The organism is Bartonella sp. AP9QHHD (assembly GCF_042195625.1).
Lineage (GTDB): Bacteria > Pseudomonadota > Alphaproteobacteria > Rhizobiales > Rhizobiaceae > Bartonella.
Genome location: NZ_JBHIOP010000062.1, coordinates 21881 through 43875, shown reverse-complemented (window position 1 = coordinate 43875; position 21995 = coordinate 21881). Strand labels below are relative to the sequence as shown.

Genomic DNA, 21995 nt, shown 5'->3' with positions numbered 1-21995 from the left:
TAACCTTACTTTAAGAACTTTTTGTATCTTATATTCTAGTAGCAACAAGTTGTACGAAATATATAATAAGTGATCCTAAAAAACCAGCTATTGCATTCAATAAATTTTCTGCTTTATCGTATATATCGTTGATTGATGCTTGTTCTGATGCGCTTCTATTACTGACTCTCAGTATATTCAATGTATCCGATGTGTCCCTTACTTGTTTAACAAACTGTAAATTTGTTTTCTCAATAGTATAAGGAGCAACAATAGGAGAGGGTTGTTTATTGACTATACGATCAGATTTTTGAATCGCGAGAGCTAAACCACTTGTAATAGCCCCAGCTATGAAAAAATATCTGATATTCATAGTTTTTCTCCTATATTTATTTCGATAAATAAATATCGATACGTATCATATATAAATTCGATTTAAATAACTATAGTAAAAATACAACAATCACAAAAAAGAATAAACTTTGTCTATATTTTGACAAAATTTACTCTTAATTGCCTTAATGAATTCTTTCAGATTCGATTTTATGAAGGCGTAAAAAAGTTTGAAAGCTCTGTAGGCAAGTGGAATCCCATAAGGTGGGTGATACAATAGTTGCTAGCAAACTTCTTTTTGTGCCTTTGACCAAGGATTCATAAAAATGAGGGTTCATAAAAATGAGATGCGATGAAAATTGAGTAAAACCCTTGAAGGGAAGGATTCACTCTATTGAAGGCGGAGTGCATCTTTTCCATGGATTGGATACTGCCTTTATGAGGGTTTGGCAGTCTCCGTTGAGGGGAAGGATGCACTCTTTTTTAAGGCGCGGAGTGCATCCTCATAGATTGGATACTGCCTTTATGAGGGTTTGGCAGTCTCCGTTGAGGGGAAGGATGCACTCTTTTTTAAGGCGCGGAGTGCATCCTCATAGATTGGATACTGCCTTTATGAGGGTTTGGCAGTTTCCGTTGAGGGGAAGGATGCACTCTTTTTAAGGCGCGGAGTGCATCCTCTTATAGATTGGATACTGCCTTTATGAGGGTTTGGCAGTTTCCGTTGAGGGGAAGGATGCACTCTTTTTAAGGCGCGGAGTGCATCCTCTTATAGATTGGATACTGCCTCATGAGGGTTTGGCGGTATCCCTTGAGGGGAAGGATGCACTCTTTTTAAGGCGCGGAGTGCATCCTCATAGATTGGATGCCTCCTTTGAGGGTCGGAGGTATCTCTTGAGGGGAAGGATGCACTCTTTTGAGGGCTAGAGTGCATCCTCTTATAGATTGGATACTGCCTTTTATGAGGGTTTGGCAGTTTCCGTTGAGGGGAAGGATGCACTCTTTTTGAGGGCTAGAGTGCATCCTCATAGATTGGATGCCTCCTTTGAGGGTCGGAGGTATCTCTTGAGGGGAAGGATGCACTCTTTTTTAAGGCGCGGAGTGCATCCTCATAGATTGGATACTGCCTTATGAGGGTTTGGCAGTTTCCGTTGAGGGGAAGGATGCACTCTTTTTAAGGCGCGGAGTGCATCCTCATAGATTGGATACTGCCTTATGAGGGTTTGGCAGTTTCCGTTGAGGGGAAGGATGCACTCTTTTTGAGGGCTAGAGTGCATCCTCTTATAGATTGGATACTGCCTTATGAGGGTTTGGCAGTTTCCGTTGAGGGGAAGGATGCACTCTTTTTAAGGCGCGGAGTGCATCCTCTTATGGATTGGATACTGCCTTATGAGGGTTTGGCAGTTTCCGTTGAGGGGAAGGATGCACTCTTTTTGAGGGCTGGAGTGCATCCTTTCCATGGATTGAATGCACTCTTTGGAGGCTAAAGTGCATCCATAGGGAAAGGCATATTCCATAAGAAACAGAGATAACAAAAAGATTTGTTTTTATATTTTTATTGATAGGTTGCTGTATTTGCGAGGGCTATTCATTCTTTATTCTCAATATTTAAGATGATTATGTGATAAGGGTTGTTCGTCAATACAATCGTAAAAGACGCTGATGTATTTTTATAAAAATTGAGATATTTTTGTGCCTTTTTCTTGTTTTTTTTGTGTTTACACAAGATATGCACGGCTTTTCAACAGTTTGTTTTTTTAGCTTTGCTAATGGCGATGGCGTTGGCTAAACACTTCAATTGTTTTAACTGCTTCAATACCGCCTTAAAAAACAGTGCTTTATAATATGACAAAATAAGCTGTATAACTTTTGATTCTTACGCGATGCTAGAAAAAGGGGAATGTTAGGAGAGATGTTGTCTATATTCTTAGTTTATCTCTTAAGTTAGGAAGATTAACATACTTTCCGAATCTATTTTTTATTCGGTTTGACGGTTAAAGAGCAATATCTGAATGGAATCACACTTGTCTCATGTTTTTATTCTCACGCTTTAGATTTTTTCTCATAGGGATTTTGTTTTTTAATGGGGGATTTTGTTTTTAATGGGGGATTTTGTTTTTTAATGGGGGATTTTGTTTTTTAATGGGAGTTTACGCGACTCACATAAAACAGAATATTCTAAATAGAATATATTTGTGTTGCACATTTACCTACTTGTTTAAAAACATTATGTGATCTTATTATCACAATTATATTGGTGATTGGGGATATTGGTAAATCTGATAATGGAGAAATCTCTTGTGAAGTGGATAAGCCTTTCTTTAAATTCTCATAAGGAAAAGCCAGCACTATCATACTATTCGCGCCTCATATGATGACAGCCTTTGGCTCTTGAGCGTGTTCATAAGAGGCATTTTGATTCTTTATCTTTGAAATCTTTGAAGTGCTTTATTTCATATGTCTCTTATGTTTGTAATGTGGAAAAGACAAGGTGTTGATTGATGCAACATGAAATAAATTTAAAATGAGAGAATCCCTATGATATCTGCGTCTCTTAATTTTATATGGATAACGGGATATGATGATTATAAATCAATATGTTGTCGTGATACATCAACCTGTTGGGGGGCGATAAAGAAAGTTATCCAATAGTTAAGTCATTCTGTTATGCCGTAAAACACGGTCATTTGAGGTTTGGTGATATGAAGCAAGCTTCCTTGGATATGTTTTAAGTGTTTTTTTAAGGGCGTGGTGAATCTTTAAGACAGAGCAAGATTCTGTTGCGCCTTGAGTTTAGCGGAAAAACCTGAATAGAAGCCAAGAGGGAATGGCAAACCAAGAGGGAAGTGTATCCAAGCTGTTTGTAAATCAGATTGAGTTAAGAATCTGTGTTCTTTAAGAATGGAACGCAAGTCAATTTGACAAAAGAATGATCTATTTTGCGGGTAAACCTTATGGAGGAATTATCACAAAGCTCATAAGGAAGTGATTTAAGACAATACAGTCATAAAAAAGTACAGTTATAAAAAAAAGTCCTCCGTCGCAATCAGAGGACCAAAAAGCAGGAGAATTTTAACATTGACTCGCAGGACGTGTCAAAAAAGAATAAATTTAAAAGGCCGTACTAAATACAAAAAAATCATACTTAAAGAACCTACCATATTATAGTTAGCAGAGAATTGAAAAAATAGCAATATAAAAAATACTTTTTACAAAAAAAATTGTCATTTTGCATTAAAACTTAATACTTTTTTCAATTGAATATTTGTTTTAAGACTCGATATTAATTAAACTATATTTAAAAATATTATGATACATGCAAGCATCTTGAGAATATTCTTCAATCAAAAACGAATTAAGAGCCCCTCATGATTATAGGACTGATATGGGGGAAGGCTTTTTGTTTTTAAGAGTGTGGGGTGTATCTTAAGTATGTGTGAGGGGGGTGAAGTATTGTCCTTTTGGGTGGGGGCAAGGTGATGGAAATAGGGGGCGGGGCAACATGGGAGGCCGCTTAAAATGGCGAGGAGGGGGATTATTCAAAATGTTTATGGTTTGCATATCCCCAATGAAATGCGAGCAAGTCTAAACAATCTCGTAAATGATCGGCAAGGGAGTTTTGTTTGCGTTTTGAAGAACTTAATTCTTTTATCGCTTGTCCATAGCCGATAACGCGTTCAAGCAGTGAATAGCCAAGAATACCCAGTTGAACTTTGATTGTTCTTAAATGATTGGAGGCTTCTATTTGACGTTCAATGGGGTGTGTGTACCCTTGGCTACAGGAAACCTTTTCACGGGTGTAGTCAAGGCTCATGTGGAGATCGGCTTGGCTTTGACGCCAGTAAAAATAAAAACGTTCTGCCGCTTTATATTGGGCTTTGCTGAGATGTCCTTTCGCATATAAAAGGGCAATGGGATGGCTTTGTGCATTGGCAATGGCATTGATAGTGCGCGGGTTGCTGGAACTTTCTCGATGATTGGGTTTAAAATAAGGATTACGCGTTTCTACAGGGATTTCTTGCGTCTTTAAATGACCAATGTGCTTTTCTTGATTTTGATGATCAAGCGGGCAGGTTTGCGTATTTTTTTTCTGCTTATGGGTCATAGCATCTCCTTAAAAATTTTAATTTTGCTTCTCGTTTTTTAAAAAATGTTGCTTGATCTAGGCAAAAGAGGGGGGTGAGAGGAAGACATGTGTTGGAGTGTGCCGTGGGGGTATGCGCTCTTGGGGGTGACTTGGACTGTTGCGCTTGTGTGTGGGAGCCCCATGGATTTGGCTCTTGAAAAGAGGGGTGTTTTGTCGCATGGTGGATTTTCCTTGAATGACTTGATGAGGGAGGTGAGTGATGGCGCGCGGGCTTTTGTCTCTGAAGGGATTGGTGTTTAGCTGTATTGTAGCTTATGTCTCTGTGGCTGTTTATGTGGAAATGAAGGCGTTGGGGATGACGTGGGGCGTATTTTTACGAGCTATGGCGTTTTATGGCATTCCCGGTATTTTCCTTATGTTGGGTTATGAAGTAATGCAGCGGCGTGGTGTAACGAAGGGTTTGTTCCTCAAGATGGTGTTGTTGAGCTTCATTTTGGCTGCTGTCTCTGATTTTGTTTATAAGCAAGCTGAGCATTTTGGTTTGGCTCAGGTGTGGTTTTCAAACAAGTGGGTGTTTTATGTCCTTTTGGGCTTTGTCCTTGCTCTTATTTATAGAGGGGCAAGGCGTCTTGGGTTTAGGCTTTCATTCTTTGAAAAGGATTGATCTTTTGCTGCATTTTTGGCATGGTCTCTGATTTTTATTGATGAAGGAGCGGGGCGTATGGTGGTTGCGCGGGACATGTTTTTGAAGGGGCTGGCGTTTTTCTGCGTTATTGGCTTGGTTCTTGGTTTTGCTTATGAAGATGCGGGGCGACCGGCTATTACGTGGGAGGTGTTTTGGCAGGGGGTGGAGATTTCTTGCATTGCTGGAGCGACCCTTTGTTTTATTGTTGTGGGAGCAGACCGTAAGACTGTATCGTGGGGCGTGTTTTTCAAGGCTGTGGTGTTTTGCGCCATTGCTGTAGTGGTTCTTGGCTTTGCTTATAAGGGAGTGAAGCGTTTTGATATATCATGGGAATTTTTAGTGATAGGAGCGGTGTTTGTTGCATTGCTGGACCTGTCCTTGGTTTTGCTTATGAGGGTTCGAGGTAAATGGATATCGCGTGGGGTGTGGTGCTTCAAGTGGGTGGTGTTTTCTTGTATTATTGGCACTGTCGTTGGGTTGGCGCATGTGGGAGTAAAGCATATGGGCTGGAGCACGCATTGGTTCTTGAACAATGGGGTGTTCTTGAACGATGGGGTGTTTGTGAGCAGTGTTGGATTCGTTCCTTTGTTTGTTTTGGAGGGGGTACGGTGTGTGCGTGTACTGTTGGGGTGGTGCTTAAAAAAAATGAGTATTTTTCTTCCCCACGGGCGTGGTCTTTGATGTTCTTTCTGTGAGGGGTATTTGATGTCGAACGATGTGATGTTTTTGCAGTGGTTGGCACTTTTCTGTCCTTTGGCTCTCGCCTTTGTTTCTATTTATGTGGGAATAAGGTTTTTCGGGTTTACAAGGAAGGACTTTTTTAAGGGTGGGGTGCTTGCATTCTTTGTTGGCGTGACCTCTAAGTTTGTTTATGCGAAAGCTGAGCATTTTGGTTTGGCTCAGGTGTGGTTTTCAAACAAGTGGGTTTTTTACATTCTTTTTGGCGTTGTCTTTGGTCTTATCCTTGGGCTTATTTGTCTAGGGGCAAAGCGTCTTGGGTTTAGGATTTCATTCTTTGAAAAGGATTGATCTTTTGCTGCATTTTTGGCATGGTCTTTGGTTTTGCTTAATAAAGGTGCGGGGTGTATGGTGGTTGCATGGGACATGTTTTTTAAGGGGCTGGTGTTTGGTGGCGTTGTTGGAGCTGTTGTTGGGTTGGCACATGTGGGAGTAAAGCATATGGGCTGGAGCACGCATTGGTTCTTGAACAATGGGGTGTTTGTGAGCACTATTGGACTTGTTCCTTTTTTGTTTTGGAGGGGGTACGGTGAGTGCGTGTACTGTTGGGATGGTGCTTAAAAAAATGAGCATTTTTCTTTTCCACGGGCATGGTCTTTGATGTTCTTTCTGTGAGGGGTATTTGATGTCGAACGATGTGATGTTTTGGCTGTTGCCTTGGTTTTTCTGCTTTTTTGCTCTGGCCTTGATTTTTATTTATAAGGGAGCAAAGCGTCGCTCTGTTACAGGGTGGATGTTTTGGAGATGGGTGGTGCTTTATGGCGCCCTTGCCACCTACCTTGGTTTTGTTTATGTGGGCGTGGGCAGGCGCGCTGTTGATGGGGAGCTGCTCTTAAAGGGGGCGGTGTTTTCTTGCATTTTTGCAACTGTCCTTGGTTTGGTGCATCTGGGCGTCAAGAGTATGCCTGTTGCTTGGCAAGTGTTCTTAAAGGCGGTCATGTTTTGTTGCATGATGGGCTTTATCCTGTGGTTCGCTGCTGTGGGCGTCAGGGATATGGATAGCATAAGGGCGGTATTCTTAAAGGGATTGCTCTTGACTGTATTGTTGAAAGTGCTCTTGGGGTTCTTTATACGCGAGCAAGGTGATACGGTGTTACAGAGGTTGTTGCGTGCTTTGAATTTTGTGCTGTTTTGCTGCATTTTGGCACTAATCCTTTTTTTTACCCGTCTGGGAGCAGAGAATCTAGGGTTGAGCTGGCTTTGGTTCTCGGATGAGAGGGTGTTGCCCTTTATTGTTGGATTTTTTTTCTCCTTTGATTTATCAGGGTATAAGGCGTGCGCGTGTTCTATGGGCTTGGTTCTTGAGGTAGGGGGTGTTTTTTTGCTGTTGTTGGTGGTTTCCTACCTTTTTATTGTTGTCGTTATTGGTACTTATAAGGTTTCCAAGCGCTTCGATATTCCGTGGTGGCGGGCGGCGTTTTATTGTATTTTTGGTGTTTCCCTCTTTTTGAAGGAAGTACTGTTTTACGGCGTTTTAGGAGTCGTCCTTTTTTTAGCTCTTTGGGGGATGGAGAGTATGGACATACCATGGGGACTCCTGTCCTTGATGGGGATCGTGTTTGCTGCACTGTTGGAGTGGTTCTTGATTTTGCATATGAGGGGGCGGCGAGATGGGGTGGTGACGCGTTGTTTGTGGTTATTGAAGGGGTGGTGTTTTGCGCCGTTGTTGGAGCGACCTTTTTTTGTTTGCGTTTGGGAGCAGAGAATCTAGGGTTGAGCAGGCTTTGGTTCGCGAAGGATTGGGTGTTTTTCATCATTTGTGGATTGATCCTTCCTGTTGTTTCTGTGGGAGCAAGACGTGCGCGTTTGAAAGCGGAGGCGTTTTTAAAGAGAGTGGGGTTTATGGGGCATTACAGATAACGTCGAGGGAATGATTGTTCAAAAGAACAGCGATAGCGATAAGTTTGGGGATCAAACCAAAGCCCTATTTTGCCTTCAAAATCACCAGAACGTTGTTTGGCAATATTCATAATGACACCTGGGCGTTTGGCTAAATCTGCTTTTTCTTGTGCGAGAGAGGCGGCAAAGATTTTATCTTCCAACGACCGATTGCGCCAAATGGTGATGATGTTAAAGGCATTGGCACCAATTTCTGAGGCGCCTTTAATGTCTTCTGTGCTGGGGATATCTTTATCCAGACCGCCTTTGCGGGCATGGGCTACAAGGTGAATATGTACATTGTTTAAAACAGCCCAATCAACCATTTTATAAACGGCTTGTTCTTGTCTTGCATAATCATCAGAGGCAATGCCAAGCCGCATCAAACTGTCGATGATAAATTGATCGCAGCCATAGCGCGCACGACAATAGTCAAAGACATCAAGCAAGGTGTCAACGCTTGATTTGCCAACATGCTCATAAAGAATAAGCCCATCGTCTAAAAAATGAAGAATCCGTTCAATCGTTTCTTTTGTAGGCTGTTCTAAGCCGCCCGTTTGTTTGGTTAAACGGCGAAGCGATTGTTCTCCTTTCATTTCTAGAGACGCTAAGCAAAGGCGACTCTTTTGTGCAATCCAATGGGGAATACAATCTGATAATAATTGGCTTTTACCTGCACCACTCGCACCGCTCCAGAGCGTTAATTCTGCTGGGCGGAAATGCAATTTGTCCTTCAGTTTAGGATAGGGAACCGTATAACCAAGATGTTTTTCAGGCTCTGGCCAAAAAAGCCCAATCACTTGATCTTTATAGTCTGAGGCGCGCCGTAAACCTTCTGGTGCAAAGCTTTGTGCTGAGGAAAAGGCGGCTTTTATGGTGGCTTTATCGATCCCTGCGGTTAAACAGTCATTGGCATCTTTAAGGGGTAAACGGACACGGTAGCAACGGTGGCGTCCAAGCCTGCTGGCAATCTCACGGGCTGCTTCTTCTCCGGGCTTGTCCATATCGGTGGCTAAAAAAATCGTTTCAAAAGATTCTAAATGATCAAATTCATTTTCAATCCAGTTGTGTTTTCCTCCACTGCCTCCTCCAAAGGGAACAGAAACCGCCGGATATCCATAGGCTGCTAAGGATAGCGCATCAATTTCTCCTTCAGTGATAACAATGGTACGGTTTGTTGAAGAAAGAATGGGAAATGGCGCCTGTTGGGGGGGGTGTGTGGGTGCCTGTTGGTGTGTGTGTGTGGAGGTGGGGTTGGTTGAGGCGGTGTTTTGGGGCGCCTGTGTGGAGGCGTGGTTGGTTGAGGTGGTGTTTTGGGATGCCTGTGTAGAGGTGGGGTTGGTTGTGTCGGTGTTTTGGGGTGCCTGCGTGGAGGTGAGGTTGGTTGAGGGTACCTGTTGGGATGTGTGTTGGAATACTTGCTGAGGTGTGTGCTGGGTCGCCTGCTGGGATGTGTGCGTGGAGGCGGGGTTGGTTGAGGGTACCTGCTGGGGTGTGTTTTGGGGTGCCTGCTGAGGTGCGTGCTGGGTTGCCTGTTGGGATGTGTGCGGGGATGCCTTTGTGGAGGCGGGGTTGGTTGAGGCGGTGTTTTGGGATGCCTGTGTAGAGGCGGGGTTGGTTGAGGTGGGGTTGATTGAGGGTACCTGCTGAGGTGTGTGTTGGGTTACCTGCTGGGATGTGTGCGGGGATGCCTGCGTGGAGGTGAGGTTAGTTGAGGCGGTGTTTTGGAATGCCTGTGTGGAGGTGGGGTTGGTTGAGGGTACCTGCTGAGGTGTGTGTTGGGGTGCCTGCGTGGAGGTGAGGTTAGTTGAGGCAGTGTTTTGGGGCGCTTGTGTGGAGGCGTGGTTGGTTGAGGGTACCTGCTGAGGTGTGTGTTGGGATGCCTGCTGAGGTGTGTGTTGGAATACTTGCTGAGGTGTGTGCTGGGTTGCCTGTTGGGATGTGTGCGTGGGCGCCTGCGTGGAGGGGTGGTTAGTTGAGGGTACCTGCTGGGCGGTGTTTTGGGGTACCTGCTGAGGTGCGTGTTGGGTTACCTGTTGGGATGTGTGCAGGGATGCCTTTGTGGAGGCGGGGTTGATTGTGGCGGTGTTTTGGGGTGCCTGCTGGGATGTGTGCGTGGAGGGGTGGTTTGTGGGGTAAAGGGCTTGCCAGCCAAACAAAATCGGTTCACAGTGTGCTGCTGTAGGTTTTGTTTTTGCTCCCGCTTGTGCAAGCCGTTCTTTGACTAAAGCAAGGGTGCCGTCGGGTTTATAAAAGGGGAAAATGATTTTTTCGCCATTTTCTCCTATGCGGTAACGCTTTATAATTTCTAGAGGAATGCGGCGTTCTTCATGGAGATAGGTTTTTACAAGATTCTGCGGGCTCTGCCCTTTAGGAACCGGTGGACGGCGATAGGAACGATGAGGCGCCATAAAGGGTTTGGGGCGTGTCAGATTGAGAGTCGCGCGTGCTTCTTCTAAGGCTTGAGAGAGGCTAATGCCTTTGACTTCACACCAAAGGTCTAAAAGATCTCCTCCTGTGCTTTCTGCAAAATCATACCAAAGTCCTGCTTTACTACCACTTAAGCAAATCGATAAACTTTGACCAGCTTCACCACGTGTGTTGCCTACAATCCAATTGTTGCCTCGTTTGTGCCCTTGGGGAAGAAGCATTTCTGCTATTCTATCTGCTTGTGAGATAAGTTTTTGTTTGATTTCAAAAATTGTGCTCATGGTCATTCGTGATATTATTGTCGTTTTTCTCAAGATGTGGGAGGTGAGGATTCTGTTTTTGCTGTTCTCGTTGTTCGATCACATGGTGAAAGGTCTTATGCTATACGGTCCTTTTTTGCGCGGGACTTGCTCTATCCTGAAAGTTTTTGAAATGGCTGTGTTGGTATCTGTTTGCCAAGGGTTTAGGAAGGTGGAGCCCTTTGAGAGGGGCGCGTTGGAAGCAGGTAGGGTGGATGATGCAAGAAGGTGGGTGGATATATCTGTGAGGGTGTGGTGCATGCTGGAGTCCTGGTGTATTGGGGTGCATGTTGGGGTGTGTATGTTGGGGTGCCTGTGAGGGTCTTTTGCGTGGGGAAAACGCTTTTGTGATGAGAGCAAAATGGTCGATGTTGACGCGTTTTGCTGTGTGAATCGCCTATCCAAATGTTGTTTTGCCGCCTTTTGTTTTGTTCTGTGTTGTTTTGTCCGATGCTGTTGTGGTTTTGAAGCATTTTTGTCCCCGCGCTTGCTTGAAAAATACGTTGTTTGTGTGATGTCAAAAATTGTCGTTATAGTTGATCAAACTGCGGTAAAGCGTGTCGTTGTTCTCAGAGGTAAAAGATGAGGAGCCTCCCTGTTTTTGCTGTTCTTGCCGTTCGATCTCACGGCGAAACCAGTTGCGCCATGTGGCTTGCCAGTCTACTTTGAGAGCTTCTTTGCCGCCCTTGGCTTGCCAATAGTCGCGAAACTTCTTGGCTTGCCAATGGGCTTGGCTTTCACTCAAGCCTTCTGAAACTGCCGCCTTGATGTCTGCTTGCCAATGCTCAGGAAGGCGATGCCCTTTGGTAACTGAGGTTGTGGTTTTTTTGTTGGTGCAAAGCGGGATGGAGGCAGGAAGATTGCTGGGGGGAAGAGTGGTGGCGGATTTTGTTTTTTCCCCCGTGACAATTTGCGCGATAGGGGCGGGAGTGAACTCGTCTTGGGGAGCTTTTAAAGGGGAGGCGTTTTTTTGCTCTGCTTCTGCTTGGGCAGGCAAAGGGAGAGGTGAACCAAGAGCCGGTGAGGGGGATGGATGATCGCTTTGTTCAAAGTTCTCTTCGCAGGAAAAACAAGGTTCTGTCTCATCAAACAAAATTTTCTTTTCTAAAACACCGTAAGGTGTTTCCTTTTCTTCTGCCTTTTGAGCTTTTGAGTTTTGTGCAACATCTTTTGGACTTTCGTTAAGCAGTTGTTGCATCTCTGCATTGATTTTCTTGCGTTTTTTTGCCGAAGAACGACCCGCAAAGGATTTTTGTTCAAGCAATTTTTCACGCTCTTGAAAAACATTTTCGCAACGCTTGTTCCATAATCCATTAGCTAAATTTAAAATCTTACCCTCTTGGATGAGCATCTCTAAAACATTAACAAAAGTTCGCTTGTCACAACCACAAAGACGCGCTAAACGTTCTTTCGATATTTCTAAAGGTCGGCCACGGGCATACATTTCATTGAGAAGAATCGTATAGATTCCAATTTCGTGTGCGCGCATCCCACGTACACCTCCTAGAAAGTCATTTTGATACCAACAAACATATGGAAGCCTAGACGATTCATAATGAGGAGTTTCTTGTTGATTAGCGTGTTTCATACTGCAATCTACTTTCTTCTTTTTTATACATTTTTATTGATGATAAAAGCTCAAATAAGGATTTAACTTGTGTTGCTTTTGGCTCTGTTCGATGATGACTAGAGGCTTCTTTACGATGCTTATAAATGATTGGCTGTGCTTGAAGAGCATGCAAACTTACGATTTAAGATTGCGGTGATGGAAAAAATAAAGAATACCACACATTCTCAACGTACTTGCTTTTGGGCAGAAGCTTTGGAGGTGGTCTTTTATATCCGGTAGGGTGGTTAAAGTGTTTTTATGATCTAAAAATAAAAAAAAATTCCCCCTAAAAAGTAAAATTTGTTTCCTTAATTTTATCCTTTTTAAAGGATAATGCAAGCCCGTTTTATAAAAAGGACGTGTTTTTTTAAAAAGACGCGCTATATGGTGAAATTATGAATATCGATGGTTGGCGTCAAAGATTAAGAATCGCTTTGGAAAAAAGTGGGCGGTCAAAAAGATCTATCTCCCTCGCTGCCGGTAAAGGCGCGGGGTACCTTCATTCTATTCTTTCTGAAGGAAAAGAACCAACAATCGAATCTCTCTCGCGAATTTGTCACGAAATTAATATCAGTATGAATTATATTCTTTACGGGAAAGGGGCTAGCCCTGAAGATAAAGAATTTATAGAGCTTATTTCGAAACTCTCTCCGCAAGAGAGACAGGCGATTTTGACTCTTTTGCGGCGACCAATTGACGAAGCTTCAAAATAACTTCCTTCTGTGCTTTTGAGTCAAGGCGACTCCAGTGTTTTATTAATATTATGTCACTCATTTTATCTCTCCTGTGTGTTTATAATTGCAATTTTGTAAGAACAAATAGAGAACAACAAAGGGGCATGAGAGGAACAAAGAATAATAGATTTTTCTTTACATATGTCATTTGAACCCCGTAGATATTTAAAATATATCTTTTATGAAGGATAAAATGGTTGACATCTCTCCTATAGAGGATATAAGACTAACGCTATATTTAGTCTTGTCAAGACAAGGCTATGCTTTATCAACTATCTAAAGGGGGAAATCATGAAAAATATTTCATTCGTTAAAGAGGATGAAATCATTGTCGTTTTATGCGAAGAGGAAAATCCTTGTACTTATGAAGGACCAATCGACGAAATCGAAGAAGTGCTCGAACTGATTGAAGAATGTGAAACTGTTTATAGAGTTTTACGACTCGATCTGACAACTTCTCATGCTGAAGATATTACGGAACAAATCGCTGATTTTTATGTCGAAAATCATGAAATAAATGAAGAAAATACACAATTGCAGCCCTTCATTTTGAATAGTGAAGCTTATCATGCTTGTTTAAATGAAAGAGCGGCTTGCGATTATGAAGATAATCTCTATGGCTCTTATGAAAAACAGCATCGTTTACGCCCATGTGATGTCTTGACAGATTATTGGTGGTAAACATGCCAAGTTATCTCAAGACTTCGTATCAAGGGATTCCACTTTATTATGCTGGAAATATGCGGAATTTAATCAGACTCGAACCACAAAAACACAACGCTATACTTTTTATATCGCAAGAGGTGGCTCAGTCTATGGCAAAAAAATTGGAGGAAGAATATTGCCGCCATGATTTTTCCGTCGTGCAGTAGCAGGGTTGAAAAAAGAAGCCGCAATGATGGGCCCAAGTGCTTTTTCATTGCGGTGACAATGGTGCACATTATGCTTTCGTTCTTGGGGGGGGGACGACTTAGGGGAGCCGCTTGGGGGAGAGCTTTGCGGGGATTTTCTTAGCCGATATGGAAAGGAGGGCATGAAGAAAAGAGCCCTATATATGGGGAATTGCGGACGCTTGTGTGTAGGGGGCAGTTGCCGGCTGGTTCATTGGGGGGGGGTAAGGCAATGAAGCAGCAGCGGGTTATCCAGTGGGGTTGGAGTGATATGAAAGCATGCTGGAGAACAAAAATGAAGGCTTAGGGGGAAGAGAAGCAGCAGTACAGACAGGTTCCAACCTATAAAAAGGCAAGTTCAAGGGGGAAAAGAGCCGGTTTTTGTGTTTTTGCGGCACGCAAGTAGGGAGCTTGGAATGATACCTAAAGCATGCTGGAAAATGGAAGGAGGTGTTTGACGGGGGAGATCGTTAAAGCTTGTTTAGACATATTGGGACACGTGGGGGGGGGGGCTTTGGGGTGCTTTTGTGTTGAGTGCTGGGAGAGCGCAATGATGGGCCCAAGTGCTTTTTCATTGTGGTGACAATGGTGTGCGTTATGCTTTCGTTCTTGGGGGAGACGACTTGGGGGGGCTTAGCTGATATGGAAAAGGAGGGGATGAGAAACTTGTGGGGAGGAGGGATGTTGGGGGGAAGCTTGTTGGGGAAAATGTTGGTGGTTGGCTGGTTAAGAGGGAGAACGAGTGGGGGGAGAGGAGAGCTTGAAGCGTATGTAAGGCATATGCTGGAGGGGAGATATGAGGTGTGGAAAAGGGGCAGCCGTACAAGCGTTGAGGAGATGTCAATCTTTAAAAAAAGTTCCGTGTAGGGGGAAGGAGTAGAGTGTTGGAGGAGGGGGGAAAGTAGAGGGCTTGGAGCGCAGGGAGTGCAAAGAGCTTGGATATGAATGTGAAAGCATGTTGGGAAATGAGGGAAGGTGTTTGAGAGGGAAGAAGAGGAAGGCGCTATGGGAGCGCGGTTCTGACCGTTTTTGTATTGAGCCTTAGGGGGCAATGATGGGCGAGAGGTTTTTTTATCGGGGAGAAAATATCACGCGTTATGCTTTCGTCTAGGGAGGGCGCCGCTTGGGGGCTTAACCGATATGGAAAAGGAGGGGATGAGAAACTTGTGGGGAGGGGGATGTTGAGGGGGGCGTTTCCAACAGCTTTTGTGATTTCAGCAGCACAATATTTAAGGATGCTGTCATTCTTAGTGGGGAATGCATCTTAAAAGATATGAATGTTTCAAAGAGAATATGTTGCAAAAAAAAACACCTTAAAGATGAAGGGGAGAAATACTATGCCAATCATTATCGATTGTATTCAAGGAACAGAGGAATGGCAGCAAGTGCGTAATGGTTTGATTACGGCTTCGTTGTTTGAGATGGTTATGGCACGAACAAAACAAGGGCAAAAAACGTCACGCTATCAGAGTGTGATGATGAAATTGGCGGGAGAAAGAATTACCGGAAAAACTGTTGATGAAGGGGCAACACTTTCTATGCGACGTGGGACTGAATTAGAACCAAGCGCGCGACAGCTTTATGGGGAATTTACACATACAGAACCTGAATGTATTGGCTTTGTTTTGGCAGATGACCGCAGACAAGGATTTTCCCCCGATGCTTTTGTGGGAAAAAATGGCTTATTAGAAATTAAAACAAAAAAACCTGAAATTTTGATCCCTCATTTCATGCAAAAGAGCTTTCCAGCAGAACATAAAGCACAATGTCAAGGGGGATTATGGATTTCTCAACGCGAATGGGTGGATTTAATGCTCTATTGGCCGGATATGCCTCCTTTGATTAAACGGGCTTATCGTGATGAAGCATATATTTGCAAGCTTGAAAATGAAATTAGCCGTTTTAATGAGGCTTTGGAGAAGATGGTACAGCAAATTAAATCGGTTGAGACAGGTTTTCATATAAGAACAGAAATTGCTTTGAAGGAGGGAGAAAGCGGGGAGTTTGGAGCGCATGCAAGACGTATGCTGGAGGGCAAAACAAGAATGAGGCGGGCAAGAAAGGGATCTTGTGTAGCGTTGAGGAGAGGCAAAGTTCTATAAAAAGGAAAGAGCAGAGGGGGAAAAGAGCAAAGCATATGTTGGAAGAGGGTGCTAAATAAGGGGGCGCAAAGAGTGCAGGGAGCACAAAGAGCTTGGTCATGAATGTGAAAGCATGGTGGGAAAATGGGGAAAGAAAGGGTGCTTGGAGCGCATGCAAGGCGGCGCGGTATGCTGGAGGGGAAAACGAGAATGGGGAGTAAGGCTAAGTGTTCAGAGGTATGGAGGCTGTGATTTTGGGTGCTTTTGTGGTGAGTGTTGGGGGGGGGGAGCCGCAATGAAAGGGCTGAGTTGCTTTTTCATTGTGGTGACAATGGTGTACGTTATGCTTTCGTTCTTGGGGGGAGAGAGCTTTGCGGGGGCTTGGGGGATTTTCTTAGCCGATATGGAAAAGGGGGAGATACGCGGCTTTGGGAAGAGAAATGTTGGAGCGGGATGAGGAGGAAATAGTGGGGATGAAGGGGGCAGGTCGTTATCCTGTGACTTGGAGTGACACGAAAGCATGCTAGAGAACAAAAATGAGGTTTAGGGGGAAGGGAAGCAGCAGTGCAGACAGGTTCCAACCTATAAAAAGGCACGTTCAAGGAGGAAAAGAGCTGGTTTTTGTGTTGGAGGAGGGTGCAAGCAAAGAGCGCAAAGAGTGTAGGGAGCGCAAAGAGCTTGGTCATGAATGTGAAAGGCATGGTGGGAAAATGTGGGAAGAAAGGGTGCTTGGAGCGCATGCAAGGCGGCGCGGTATGCTGGAAGGGAAAACGAGAATGGGGAGTAAGGCCAAGTTGTTTAGAGATATGGTGGTGTGATTTTGGGTGCTTTTGTGGTGAGTACTGTGGGGGAGTGGCAATGATGGGCCAATTGCTTTTTCATTGCTGTGACAATGGTGTACGTTATGCTTTCGTTCTTGGGGGGGAGAGAGCTTTGCGGGGGCTTGGGGGATTTTTTTTAGCCGATATGGGAAAAGGATGTAGGGGCATGAGAAAAAGTCTGTGTGGAGTCAAGTGGGCTTGTTGGGGAAAAGATTGGGGGGCAGGTTGTGGAAAAAAATAGAGGGGTGGAGGAAACGGGAGAATAAGAAAAGAACGGATAGAGACATTATAATCTTTATGTTTTTCTACACTACCTTGTTATAGAAAATCAAAAATTACCACACCTTGTGAATTCACTGCGGGACTGATCTTAAAGCTCTTCAAAAGCACTGATCAATAGATACTTCTCCATATAACTTTGATAAATGATATTAGTATGATCCCGAAGATAAATGCACCAATATTTACCAAATATCCTTTTATACTGATGAAAATTAATAACCCTATACTTATTATTCCTAGTGGTATATTCCACGTAAAAAACGAAATATAGGTATTATTCCACAAATAATGAAAATTACATTCATGATACTACCAATTACATGCTCGGTATTATCTTGTCGTCTGTTCTCTTGCTTTCTACTAATTTCAGAAGCCTTGTCATTATCTTTAAAAGTTTTATGATAGAACTGATTGTAAGCAGCTCTCTTTTGAGGATCTTTAAGAACTTCATAGGCTTCACAAATTTTTCTGAATTTTTGTTCTGCTTCGGTACTAGAATTATGATCAGGGTGGTATTGCAGAGCTAATTTACGAAAAGCAGATTTTATCTGTTTATCGTTGCATGCGTAGCTTACACCAAGAATTCCATAATAATCGTCTTCATTTACTATCATTAAATACAGCCACTTTGTGTATTGCTCTTATTTTATAAGATCGTTTAATTGATCTCTTTTGAATGTATCGACATGTGTTATTTTTATGTTAGAAATATGGTGAACATTGTATTGAGTGGCATGGCTGTACTTGGGGCTATTGTCTCTAAATGAGAGGAGATACAGTTCAAAACGCTTAAAAATGCAGGGTGTTTTTAATATTTTAGAAATATTTTTTACAAAAATAGATTAAAAGAGAGACGATAAATCAAATGTAAAAGGGACGGCAATAATAGCCAAGGTTGTCATTATTGTAAATAAACAGGCAGGAACCTTAAATCTAAAACGCCAAAGTAAACTTATGGGAACAGACATTATCGTTGTTATTACGAATGCTACGATAAACCATTGCAGGAATAAGTTCATTATATTAATTTCATTATTAAAACGATTTTGATTAAGACGATTTTGTTTTAGTTCTTCCTCTCAAAACACAATCGATAATAGAAAAGCCATAATAAACAGGAAATTTTCCACCTAGACAAGCGCTAACAGAAAATTGTTCAAGCTCTAACCATTCTCTTTCGCGTTCTTTTTCTAATAGCTTCTTTTTTATTTTCTGTCTTATATATTCTTTTGAAATACAATTGATCGGAGAAGTACTTCCAACAAAAAGACCATCTGTTGTACATCCACTCGTTGTATGATGCGTAAATAAAACAGCGCTTATTACGATAGCGAAGAAAATAAAGTGTTTAAACATAAGGTATTTATTGTCGTTTGTTTCTGATGAGCTTTTATAAGTCATTTCTGTTAAATAAATCAATATGTGTTATTTTTGTGTTGGTAAAATACAACAAATTGTATGATAACGTTACTGTACTTTGGCACTCTGTATCTAAAGGTGGCGATAGATAGTTCAAAACGCTTGAAAATACAGGGGACCCTTTGAGAAGCACTTTTCATAAAGTTATGGAATGAATAGATCAAAGTTTATGGTAATTTTGTATATTCTATGATAACTTTGTATAAGATCTCAATTTCATGATCAAGTTTCTCAAGTTCTTTCTTGTTTTTAACTATACGCTCTTGATATGTCTCTATGTGTTTCATAAGGTTTGAGAGATCTGTATGCTTATGAGAGTGTTTTGCTTCATTCACATGTCGCATTGCATCTATTTCTAATTCTATAAGGGTGCACAGAGTATTAAATACATGATGTCGTTTTTTGATTATATTCTGCCATTTTTTTATTATATTGACATGTTTTTCATAGAGCGGTTGCGATAACTGCTGCTTGTTTTCCAAAAAAAATGTTTTTTCTATCCAGAGAATTTGGTAGAATTTTTCTTCCCACCAGCGACTTCCATTAACAAGGAAAATGCGGAAGAAACTCTCTCTTTCTGTAATTTCTTTTGAAGAGAACACTTCATTCGAATGAGTATATCCCTTTGAAGAATAAAAAAGATGCGTTGTTAAAAGAGCGATAATTAAGACGCTTCTCAATAAAGACTGTTTAATTAACATTGTTTTTTATACCCTCTTAGTGCTTGATTATAGTCATTGTGAGAGGGCTTAATGGTTCTTTAGAAGTATTTTGAAAGGCATTTTATGATCCGTTTAAAGATTTTTTAAATACTGCTTCCATTTTTCAAAAGTGCTATATCTTACGGGCGGTTTTACATTTTCTTTGGGCATCATGGCAAGGTATACCTCTCTAGCCATAACGCACATTGTTGCTGTGTTTCTAAAACGAGTGAGTTCATTGCCTATTATGAGCAGCTCTGTCTGGAGAGTTTGTTCTTTTCGACTAATGCCATTAGGGGAATCCAAAAATTTTTCTGCGTACGCAAACATTGGATCATCAAAGTTTGTTTCAAACTTTGCTTTGAGGAAAATATTTTCTATATAATCCCAATTTTTCCTGTATTTCATCCCGTTAGCTTTAAAATCCTTCAGTCTTGTTGGTAAGTCGTTAAAGGTAAGTGTGGGCATCGTTTTATCACCTTGCCATAAATCAAAAAAACGTCCACAAAAAACAAGCAATATGTGATAATGTCTTAAAATATTGAATTCTGGAGGATTACGGGGCAATGTTATTAAATGCCTCCAAAATTGACTTTTGTCATGGGGTATATCTACAGTCCATTCCATATACGCTTTTAAATATTCTACCTCTTTTTTTGCTTTTTCTAATTTCTGAGAATATGCTAAAGGAGTGTAATTTTCATGGACATATTTTTGGTAAAGCCTATCGTATTCAGCAAGGTCGCTTACTTGAGTACAACCCAATAATATGAATACAGAAAAAAACGTTATAAATATTATGACGTACGTTCTGAATAATAATTTCATCATTTTAACTTTTAATGATTATCATGAATATTTAATTGATTTCTGTTAAATAAATCAATATGTGTTATTTTTGTGTTGAAAATATACGTAAAAACGTATTTAATAAAAATGGTTATAGTGATCATAATGTGTCTAAATAAAGGTGTGGTACTGGCTAAAACCCCGCATATGTGGGGTTTTAGCTTATTGGAGGAGATATGACAGCAGAAAATATGCAGAATATATAAGGGGATCTGTAGACAAAATGGTTGTCCTAGGGTGGGGAGAGTAGGCAATATCCAAAATACTCCAAATGAAATATACTTGTTGTTGTACATTCACGCACTTGTTTTAATAAAGATATCTCGCTCTAAGCTCATTTCACAGCCATTTTATGCCGGCGTTCATAAATTTCATACTGCCGCTTGTGAATAATATCGTGAGGGGTATAACGGTCAAGCCCCGTAAATTATAAACCCCAGAGGTTATAAAACCCTGTAGATTATAAACATTGCGCACCCTATCTTACTTTATGAAAAAGTAAGTTGGTACTATTGGGGGCCCGTTGCCAAAATTGCGGCATGGGCTGTAGCTCTTGAGACGATTCATAATCTCGTTTACTGGGAGGCTTCTTACGAAGAGATATGCTTTTCTTGGAAAGTTTCTCGCCATACGGATCTTTCTGTTTGTGAACTGTAAGCGAAGAGGAGTGATTGATTTCAATAGAATAGAGGGGGAGAGAATTTTTTGCTCTTCGGATTCTTATGCAAGAGGAATAACGCTATCTGTATCAATCAAAGTATTCGTATAAAAAAGATGCGTGTTGAAAGAGGGATGGCTTAGAGCACGTGGAAAACCATAGTGTATAAAATTGGTAATGAGGGATCTTCTTTGAAAAGGCAGGCTCTCAATTTTCTGGTATATGGGATGTCTGGTATATGGGATTTTTGCCATATGGGAGCGTGGAGTGGCTTCTTGAAAGCTTCACTGTGGAGGGGTATCACTGTTTGTTTTTTTTTCTTTTGGTAAGGGGTGGGGAGAATGGGAAAGGCGTTGAGAGGAGGTTCTGGAAATGGCTCTGTTAGATTTGTTGTAAATGACGAATAGGATAGATGAAGCTTATTCTAATTTTTACAGGGAATACTTGTGTTGCTTGAGGTGGGTAGAGAGGCTAGAAAGATAAGATTATTCATTTTGGGGCGGATAAAGGTATCAATGGGATATGTTCAAACAATGAGTTTATAATAATTCATTATTGAGATTTAATTTGAATTTCAATGAGAGCCCGAAATAGTGTGAGATGTTCTTATTTCAACCCTTCTTATTCAGACGCTCTTATATTGAATCAAGTAAAATCGTTTGTTTGCATATTACAAACAGGGTGAGCTTGTGGGGAAAAATATTCAAGAAATAAAATATTGAAAAAATAAAAATGCCTATACCGTCTCAAGTGCTAAGAGCTGTTGCAACAGTGAGGCTTGGTAAAGAGAAGGATAGGGGGCAAATCTTACAGAAAGGAAAGAGGGGGGAGGCAAGGAAAGGGGAGGCAAGGAAAGGGGAGGCAAGGAAAGGGGTGGGGGGATATTCTTTGGGGGCGGTCAATTTCAAAAGCCGTTCGTAAGGCATTTTAGAGATTAAGCGTGGCATTGAGGCTCTTGATTTTGAAGCTACTGATTTTGAGGCTATTGAAGCGCATGGTTTAAAGGATGGAGGATTTGATGAAGCCGATGAAGGTTGGGGAAAAGATTTAGGCTTATAGGGAAGACTTATAAGGGCAAGAAGAGAGAGGCAAAAGAAGAATAAAATGGTGCTGCGAGAGAGGATTGAACTCTCGACCTCTCCCTTACCAAGGGAGTGCTCTACCACTGAGCTACCGCAGCCCTTTTCAATCTTTGCGCTGTCTTGTGCCATATTGTCAGAAAATAGGCAAGAGAACATTTGTATATTCTTGCAAGAAAACGTATCTTATGTCATGACATATGTTTCTTATATGCTTAAATATCTAAATGAGTTGCTTGGATAGAAGCTCAACACTGTTTAAAAGGTTGCGCAATGACACAAATGCATCAAAAACAAAAACAAAATGAAATTAATCATCAAGATGAAAAAGCAAAACGACGTCAAGAAAGATTGGTACAACAATTGCGTCAAAACCTGAAACGTCGAAAAGAGCAAAGTCGAAAAAGAGCACAACCAGAGCTCTAAAATGCAAAAAGCTCTAAAAT

Annotated in this window: 25 protein-coding genes, 1 tRNA gene and 2 pseudogenes; 18 read left to right on the top strand and 10 right to left on the bottom strand. The window is 41.8% G+C overall.

Translation table 11 applies throughout. The features are described from left to right. Positions 1-28: 28 nt before the first annotated feature. Positions 29-352, bottom strand: coding sequence for a hypothetical protein (locus tag ACFIK4_RS05060; protein ID WP_375613621.1), 324 nt, complete (start codon positions 350-352; stop codon positions 29-31). Between the two features lie 1180 nt (positions 353-1532). Here ACFIK4_RS05060 and ACFIK4_RS05055 point away from each other — a divergent pair. After that, positions 1533-1796 carry a hypothetical protein gene (locus ACFIK4_RS05055; RefSeq protein WP_375675250.1) on the top strand — a complete coding sequence of 88 codons (264 nt, stop codon included), beginning with the start codon at positions 1533-1535 and terminating at the stop codon, positions 1794-1796. Between the two features lie 2048 nt (positions 1797-3844). Here ACFIK4_RS05055 and ACFIK4_RS05050 read toward each other — a convergent pair. Next, positions 3845-4414 (bottom strand): hypothetical protein, encoded by a 570-nt coding sequence (locus ACFIK4_RS05050; protein ID WP_375651157.1) that lies wholly within the window; start codon positions 4412-4414, stop codon positions 3845-3847. Positions 4415-4501: 87 nt separating this feature from the next. Between ACFIK4_RS05050 and ACFIK4_RS05045 the strand changes: the two genes are divergently transcribed. The 6 genes from ACFIK4_RS05045 to ACFIK4_RS05020 all read left to right on the top strand — a co-directional run bounded on the left by ACFIK4_RS05045 (position 4502) and on the right by ACFIK4_RS05020 (position 7530). Then, a complete protein-coding gene (locus ACFIK4_RS05045) occupies positions 4502-4696 on the top strand; it encodes a hypothetical protein (RefSeq protein WP_375668421.1) in 195 nt (64 codons plus the stop codon). Next, complete coding sequence (locus ACFIK4_RS05040) at positions 4656-5060, top strand: hypothetical protein (protein WP_375675247.1); 405 nt, start codon at positions 4656-4658, stop codon at positions 5058-5060. The genes ACFIK4_RS05045 and ACFIK4_RS05040 overlap by 41 nt, the downstream gene beginning before the upstream one ends. Positions 5061-5075: 15 nt before the next feature. After that, complete coding sequence (locus ACFIK4_RS05035; RefSeq protein WP_375675245.1) at positions 5076-5762, top strand: hypothetical protein; 687 nt, start codon at positions 5076-5078, stop codon at positions 5760-5762. 24 nt (positions 5763-5786) lie between these two features. Then, on the top strand, positions 5787-6110 hold the full coding sequence (locus ACFIK4_RS05030) for a hypothetical protein (RefSeq protein WP_375675243.1): 324 nt from the start codon (positions 5787-5789) through the stop codon (positions 6108-6110). 57 nt (positions 6111-6167) lie between these two features. Beyond that, positions 6168-6380, top strand: coding sequence for a hypothetical protein (locus tag ACFIK4_RS05025; protein ID WP_375675241.1), 213 nt, complete (start codon positions 6168-6170; stop codon positions 6378-6380). Positions 6381-6444: 64 nt separating this feature from the next. Beyond that, complete coding sequence (locus ACFIK4_RS05020) at positions 6445-7530, top strand: hypothetical protein (protein ID WP_375675239.1); 1086 nt, start codon at positions 6445-6447, stop codon at positions 7528-7530. A 142-nt stretch (positions 7531-7672) separates the two neighbouring features. On the opposite strand, the pseudogene ACFIK4_RS05015 reads toward ACFIK4_RS05020, so the two are convergent. Both ACFIK4_RS05015 and ACFIK4_RS05010 read right to left on the bottom strand, forming a co-directional pair. Further along, positions 7673-10408 (bottom strand): annotated as a pseudogene (locus ACFIK4_RS05015) (toprim domain-containing protein); the annotation flags it as partial. A gap of 535 nt (positions 10409-10943) precedes the next feature. After that, positions 10944-12014, bottom strand: coding sequence for a YdaU family protein (locus ACFIK4_RS05010; protein ID WP_375675237.1), 1071 nt, complete (start codon positions 12012-12014; stop codon positions 10944-10946). Between the two features lie 416 nt (positions 12015-12430). Between ACFIK4_RS05010 and ACFIK4_RS05005 the strand changes: the two genes are divergently transcribed. The 3 genes from ACFIK4_RS05005 to ACFIK4_RS04995 all read left to right on the top strand — a co-directional run bounded on the left by ACFIK4_RS05005 (position 12431) and on the right by ACFIK4_RS04995 (position 13641). Then, complete coding sequence (locus tag ACFIK4_RS05005; RefSeq protein WP_273790852.1) at positions 12431-12748, top strand: XRE family transcriptional regulator; 318 nt, start codon at positions 12431-12433, stop codon at positions 12746-12748. Positions 12749-13060: 312 nt separating this feature from the next. Continuing rightward, positions 13061-13450 (top strand): hypothetical protein, encoded by a 390-nt coding sequence (locus ACFIK4_RS05000; RefSeq protein ID WP_375611644.1) that lies wholly within the window; start codon positions 13061-13063, stop codon positions 13448-13450. Positions 13451-13452: 2 nt separating this feature from the next. Continuing rightward, positions 13453-13641, top strand: coding sequence for a hypothetical protein (locus tag ACFIK4_RS04995; RefSeq protein WP_273790850.1), 189 nt, complete (start codon positions 13453-13455; stop codon positions 13639-13641). Here the strand turns inward: ACFIK4_RS04995 and ACFIK4_RS04990 are convergent. Further along, a complete protein-coding gene (locus tag ACFIK4_RS04990; RefSeq protein ID WP_375675321.1) occupies positions 13583-13804 on the bottom strand; it encodes a hypothetical protein in 222 nt (73 codons plus the stop codon). The genes ACFIK4_RS04995 and ACFIK4_RS04990 overlap by 59 nt on opposite strands. A gap of 452 nt (positions 13805-14256) precedes the next feature. On the opposite strand from ACFIK4_RS04990, the gene ACFIK4_RS04985 reads away from it, so the two are divergent. The 6 genes from ACFIK4_RS04985 to ACFIK4_RS04960 all read left to right on the top strand — a co-directional run bounded on the left by ACFIK4_RS04985 (position 14257) and on the right by ACFIK4_RS04960 (position 16802). Next, entirely contained in the window at positions 14257-14526 is a 270-nt protein-coding gene (locus ACFIK4_RS04985; protein ID WP_375611645.1) for a hypothetical protein, read from the top strand. 230 nt (positions 14527-14756) lie between these two features. Next, positions 14757-14927: a hypothetical protein gene (locus tag ACFIK4_RS04980; protein WP_375638470.1), complete on the top strand. Its 171-nt coding sequence runs from the start codon at positions 14757-14759 to the stop codon at positions 14925-14927. A 69-nt stretch (positions 14928-14996) separates the two neighbouring features. Then, the gene (locus ACFIK4_RS04975; RefSeq protein ID WP_375675234.1) at positions 14997-15761 is read left to right on the top strand and encodes a lambda exonuclease family protein; all 765 of its coding nucleotides are present in this window, start codon (positions 14997-14999) and stop codon (positions 15759-15761) included. Between the two features lie 112 nt (positions 15762-15873). After that, complete coding sequence (locus ACFIK4_RS04970; RefSeq protein WP_375646988.1) at positions 15874-16197, top strand: hypothetical protein; 324 nt, start codon at positions 15874-15876, stop codon at positions 16195-16197. 166 nt (positions 16198-16363) lie between these two features. Continuing rightward, a complete protein-coding gene (locus ACFIK4_RS04965; protein WP_375675232.1) occupies positions 16364-16558 on the top strand; it encodes a hypothetical protein in 195 nt (64 codons plus the stop codon). A 40-nt stretch (positions 16559-16598) separates the two neighbouring features. Then, complete coding sequence (locus ACFIK4_RS04960) at positions 16599-16802, top strand: hypothetical protein (protein ID WP_375675230.1); 204 nt, start codon at positions 16599-16601, stop codon at positions 16800-16802. Positions 16803-17217: 415 nt separating this feature from the next. Here ACFIK4_RS04960 and ACFIK4_RS04955 read toward each other — a convergent pair. The 4 genes and pseudogenes from ACFIK4_RS04955 to ACFIK4_RS04940 all read right to left on the bottom strand — a co-directional run. Continuing rightward, positions 17218-17457 (bottom strand): annotated as a pseudogene (locus ACFIK4_RS04955) (DnaJ domain-containing protein); the annotation flags it as partial. A gap of 436 nt (positions 17458-17893) precedes the next feature. After that, positions 17894-18199 carry a hypothetical protein gene (locus ACFIK4_RS04950; protein ID WP_375675228.1) on the bottom strand — a complete coding sequence of 102 codons (306 nt, stop codon included), beginning with the start codon at positions 18197-18199 and terminating at the stop codon, positions 17894-17896. 230 nt (positions 18200-18429) lie between these two features. Beyond that, positions 18430-18963, bottom strand: coding sequence for a hypothetical protein (locus ACFIK4_RS04945; protein WP_375675226.1), 534 nt, complete (start codon positions 18961-18963; stop codon positions 18430-18432). Positions 18964-19056: 93 nt separating this feature from the next. Further along, positions 19057-19794 carry a hypothetical protein gene (locus ACFIK4_RS04940; protein ID WP_375675224.1) on the bottom strand — a complete coding sequence of 246 codons (738 nt, stop codon included), beginning with the start codon at positions 19792-19794 and terminating at the stop codon, positions 19057-19059. A 1408-nt stretch (positions 19795-21202) separates the two neighbouring features. On the opposite strand from ACFIK4_RS04940, the gene ACFIK4_RS04935 reads away from it, so the two are divergent. After that, complete coding sequence (locus tag ACFIK4_RS04935) at positions 21203-21391, top strand: hypothetical protein (RefSeq protein ID WP_375675222.1); 189 nt, start codon at positions 21203-21205, stop codon at positions 21389-21391. A gap of 184 nt (positions 21392-21575) precedes the next feature. On the opposite strand, the gene ACFIK4_RS04930 is transcribed toward ACFIK4_RS04935, so the two are convergent. Then, positions 21576-21650: transfer RNA gene (locus ACFIK4_RS04930), tRNA-Thr, on the bottom strand. 172 nt (positions 21651-21822) lie between these two features. On the opposite strand from ACFIK4_RS04930, the gene ACFIK4_RS04925 reads away from it, so the two are divergent. Next, positions 21823-21975 (top strand): hypothetical protein, encoded by a 153-nt coding sequence (locus tag ACFIK4_RS04925; protein WP_375675220.1) that lies wholly within the window; start codon positions 21823-21825, stop codon positions 21973-21975. Positions 21976-21995 lie beyond the last annotated feature (20 nt).

Coding starts and splice junctions, on each gene's coding strand:
- ACFIK4_RS05045 (WP_375668421.1), top strand. CDS start 4,502: ATGTGTTGGAGTGTGCCGTGGGGGTATGCGCTCTTGGGGGTGACTTGG.
- ACFIK4_RS04980 (WP_375638470.1), top strand. CDS start 14,757: ATGCTTTCGTCTAGGGAGGGCGCCGCTTGGGGGCTTAACCGATATGGA.
- ACFIK4_RS04960 (WP_375675230.1), top strand. CDS start 16,599: ATGATGGGCCAATTGCTTTTTCATTGCTGTGACAATGGTGTACGTTAT.
- ACFIK4_RS05030 (WP_375675243.1), top strand. CDS start 5,787: ATGTCGAACGATGTGATGTTTTTGCAGTGGTTGGCACTTTTCTGTCCT.
- ACFIK4_RS04925 (WP_375675220.1), top strand. CDS start 21,823: ATGACACAAATGCATCAAAAACAAAAACAAAATGAAATTAATCATCAA.
- ACFIK4_RS04995 (WP_273790850.1), top strand. CDS start 13,453: ATGCCAAGTTATCTCAAGACTTCGTATCAAGGGATTCCACTTTATTAT.
- ACFIK4_RS05000 (WP_375611644.1), top strand. CDS start 13,061: ATGAAAAATATTTCATTCGTTAAAGAGGATGAAATCATTGTCGTTTTA.
- ACFIK4_RS04975 (WP_375675234.1), top strand. CDS start 14,997: ATGCCAATCATTATCGATTGTATTCAAGGAACAGAGGAATGGCAGCAA.
- ACFIK4_RS04990 (WP_375675321.1), bottom strand. CDS start 13,804: ATGCCCTCCTTTCCATATCGGCTAAGAAAATCCCCGCAAAGCTCTCCC.
- ACFIK4_RS05010 (WP_375675237.1), bottom strand. CDS start 12,014: ATGAAACACGCTAATCAACAAGAAACTCCTCATTATGAATCGTCTAGG.
- ACFIK4_RS04985 (WP_375611645.1), top strand. CDS start 14,257: ATGCTTTCGTTCTTGGGGGAGACGACTTGGGGGGGCTTAGCTGATATG.
- ACFIK4_RS05020 (WP_375675239.1), top strand. CDS start 6,445: ATGTCGAACGATGTGATGTTTTGGCTGTTGCCTTGGTTTTTCTGCTTT.
- ACFIK4_RS05005 (WP_273790852.1), top strand. CDS start 12,431: ATGAATATCGATGGTTGGCGTCAAAGATTAAGAATCGCTTTGGAAAAA.
- ACFIK4_RS05060 (WP_375613621.1), bottom strand. CDS start 352: ATGAATATCAGATATTTTTTCATAGCTGGGGCTATTACAAGTGGTTTA.
- ACFIK4_RS04935 (WP_375675222.1), top strand. CDS start 21,203: ATGCCTATACCGTCTCAAGTGCTAAGAGCTGTTGCAACAGTGAGGCTT.
- ACFIK4_RS04950 (WP_375675228.1), bottom strand. CDS start 18,199: ATGTTTAAACACTTTATTTTCTTCGCTATCGTAATAAGCGCTGTTTTA.
- ACFIK4_RS05025 (WP_375675241.1), top strand. CDS start 6,168: ATGGTGGTTGCATGGGACATGTTTTTTAAGGGGCTGGTGTTTGGTGGC.
- ACFIK4_RS04945 (WP_375675226.1), bottom strand. CDS start 18,963: ATGTTAATTAAACAGTCTTTATTGAGAAGCGTCTTAATTATCGCTCTT.
- ACFIK4_RS05050 (WP_375651157.1), bottom strand. CDS start 4,414: ATGACCCATAAGCAGAAAAAAAATACGCAAACCTGCCCGCTTGATCAT.
- ACFIK4_RS04940 (WP_375675224.1), bottom strand. CDS start 19,794: ATGATGAAATTATTATTCAGAACGTACGTCATAATATTTATAACGTTT.
- ACFIK4_RS04970 (WP_375646988.1), top strand. CDS start 15,874: ATGGTGGGAAAATGGGGAAAGAAAGGGTGCTTGGAGCGCATGCAAGGC.
- ACFIK4_RS05040 (WP_375675247.1), top strand. CDS start 4,656: ATGGCGCGCGGGCTTTTGTCTCTGAAGGGATTGGTGTTTAGCTGTATT.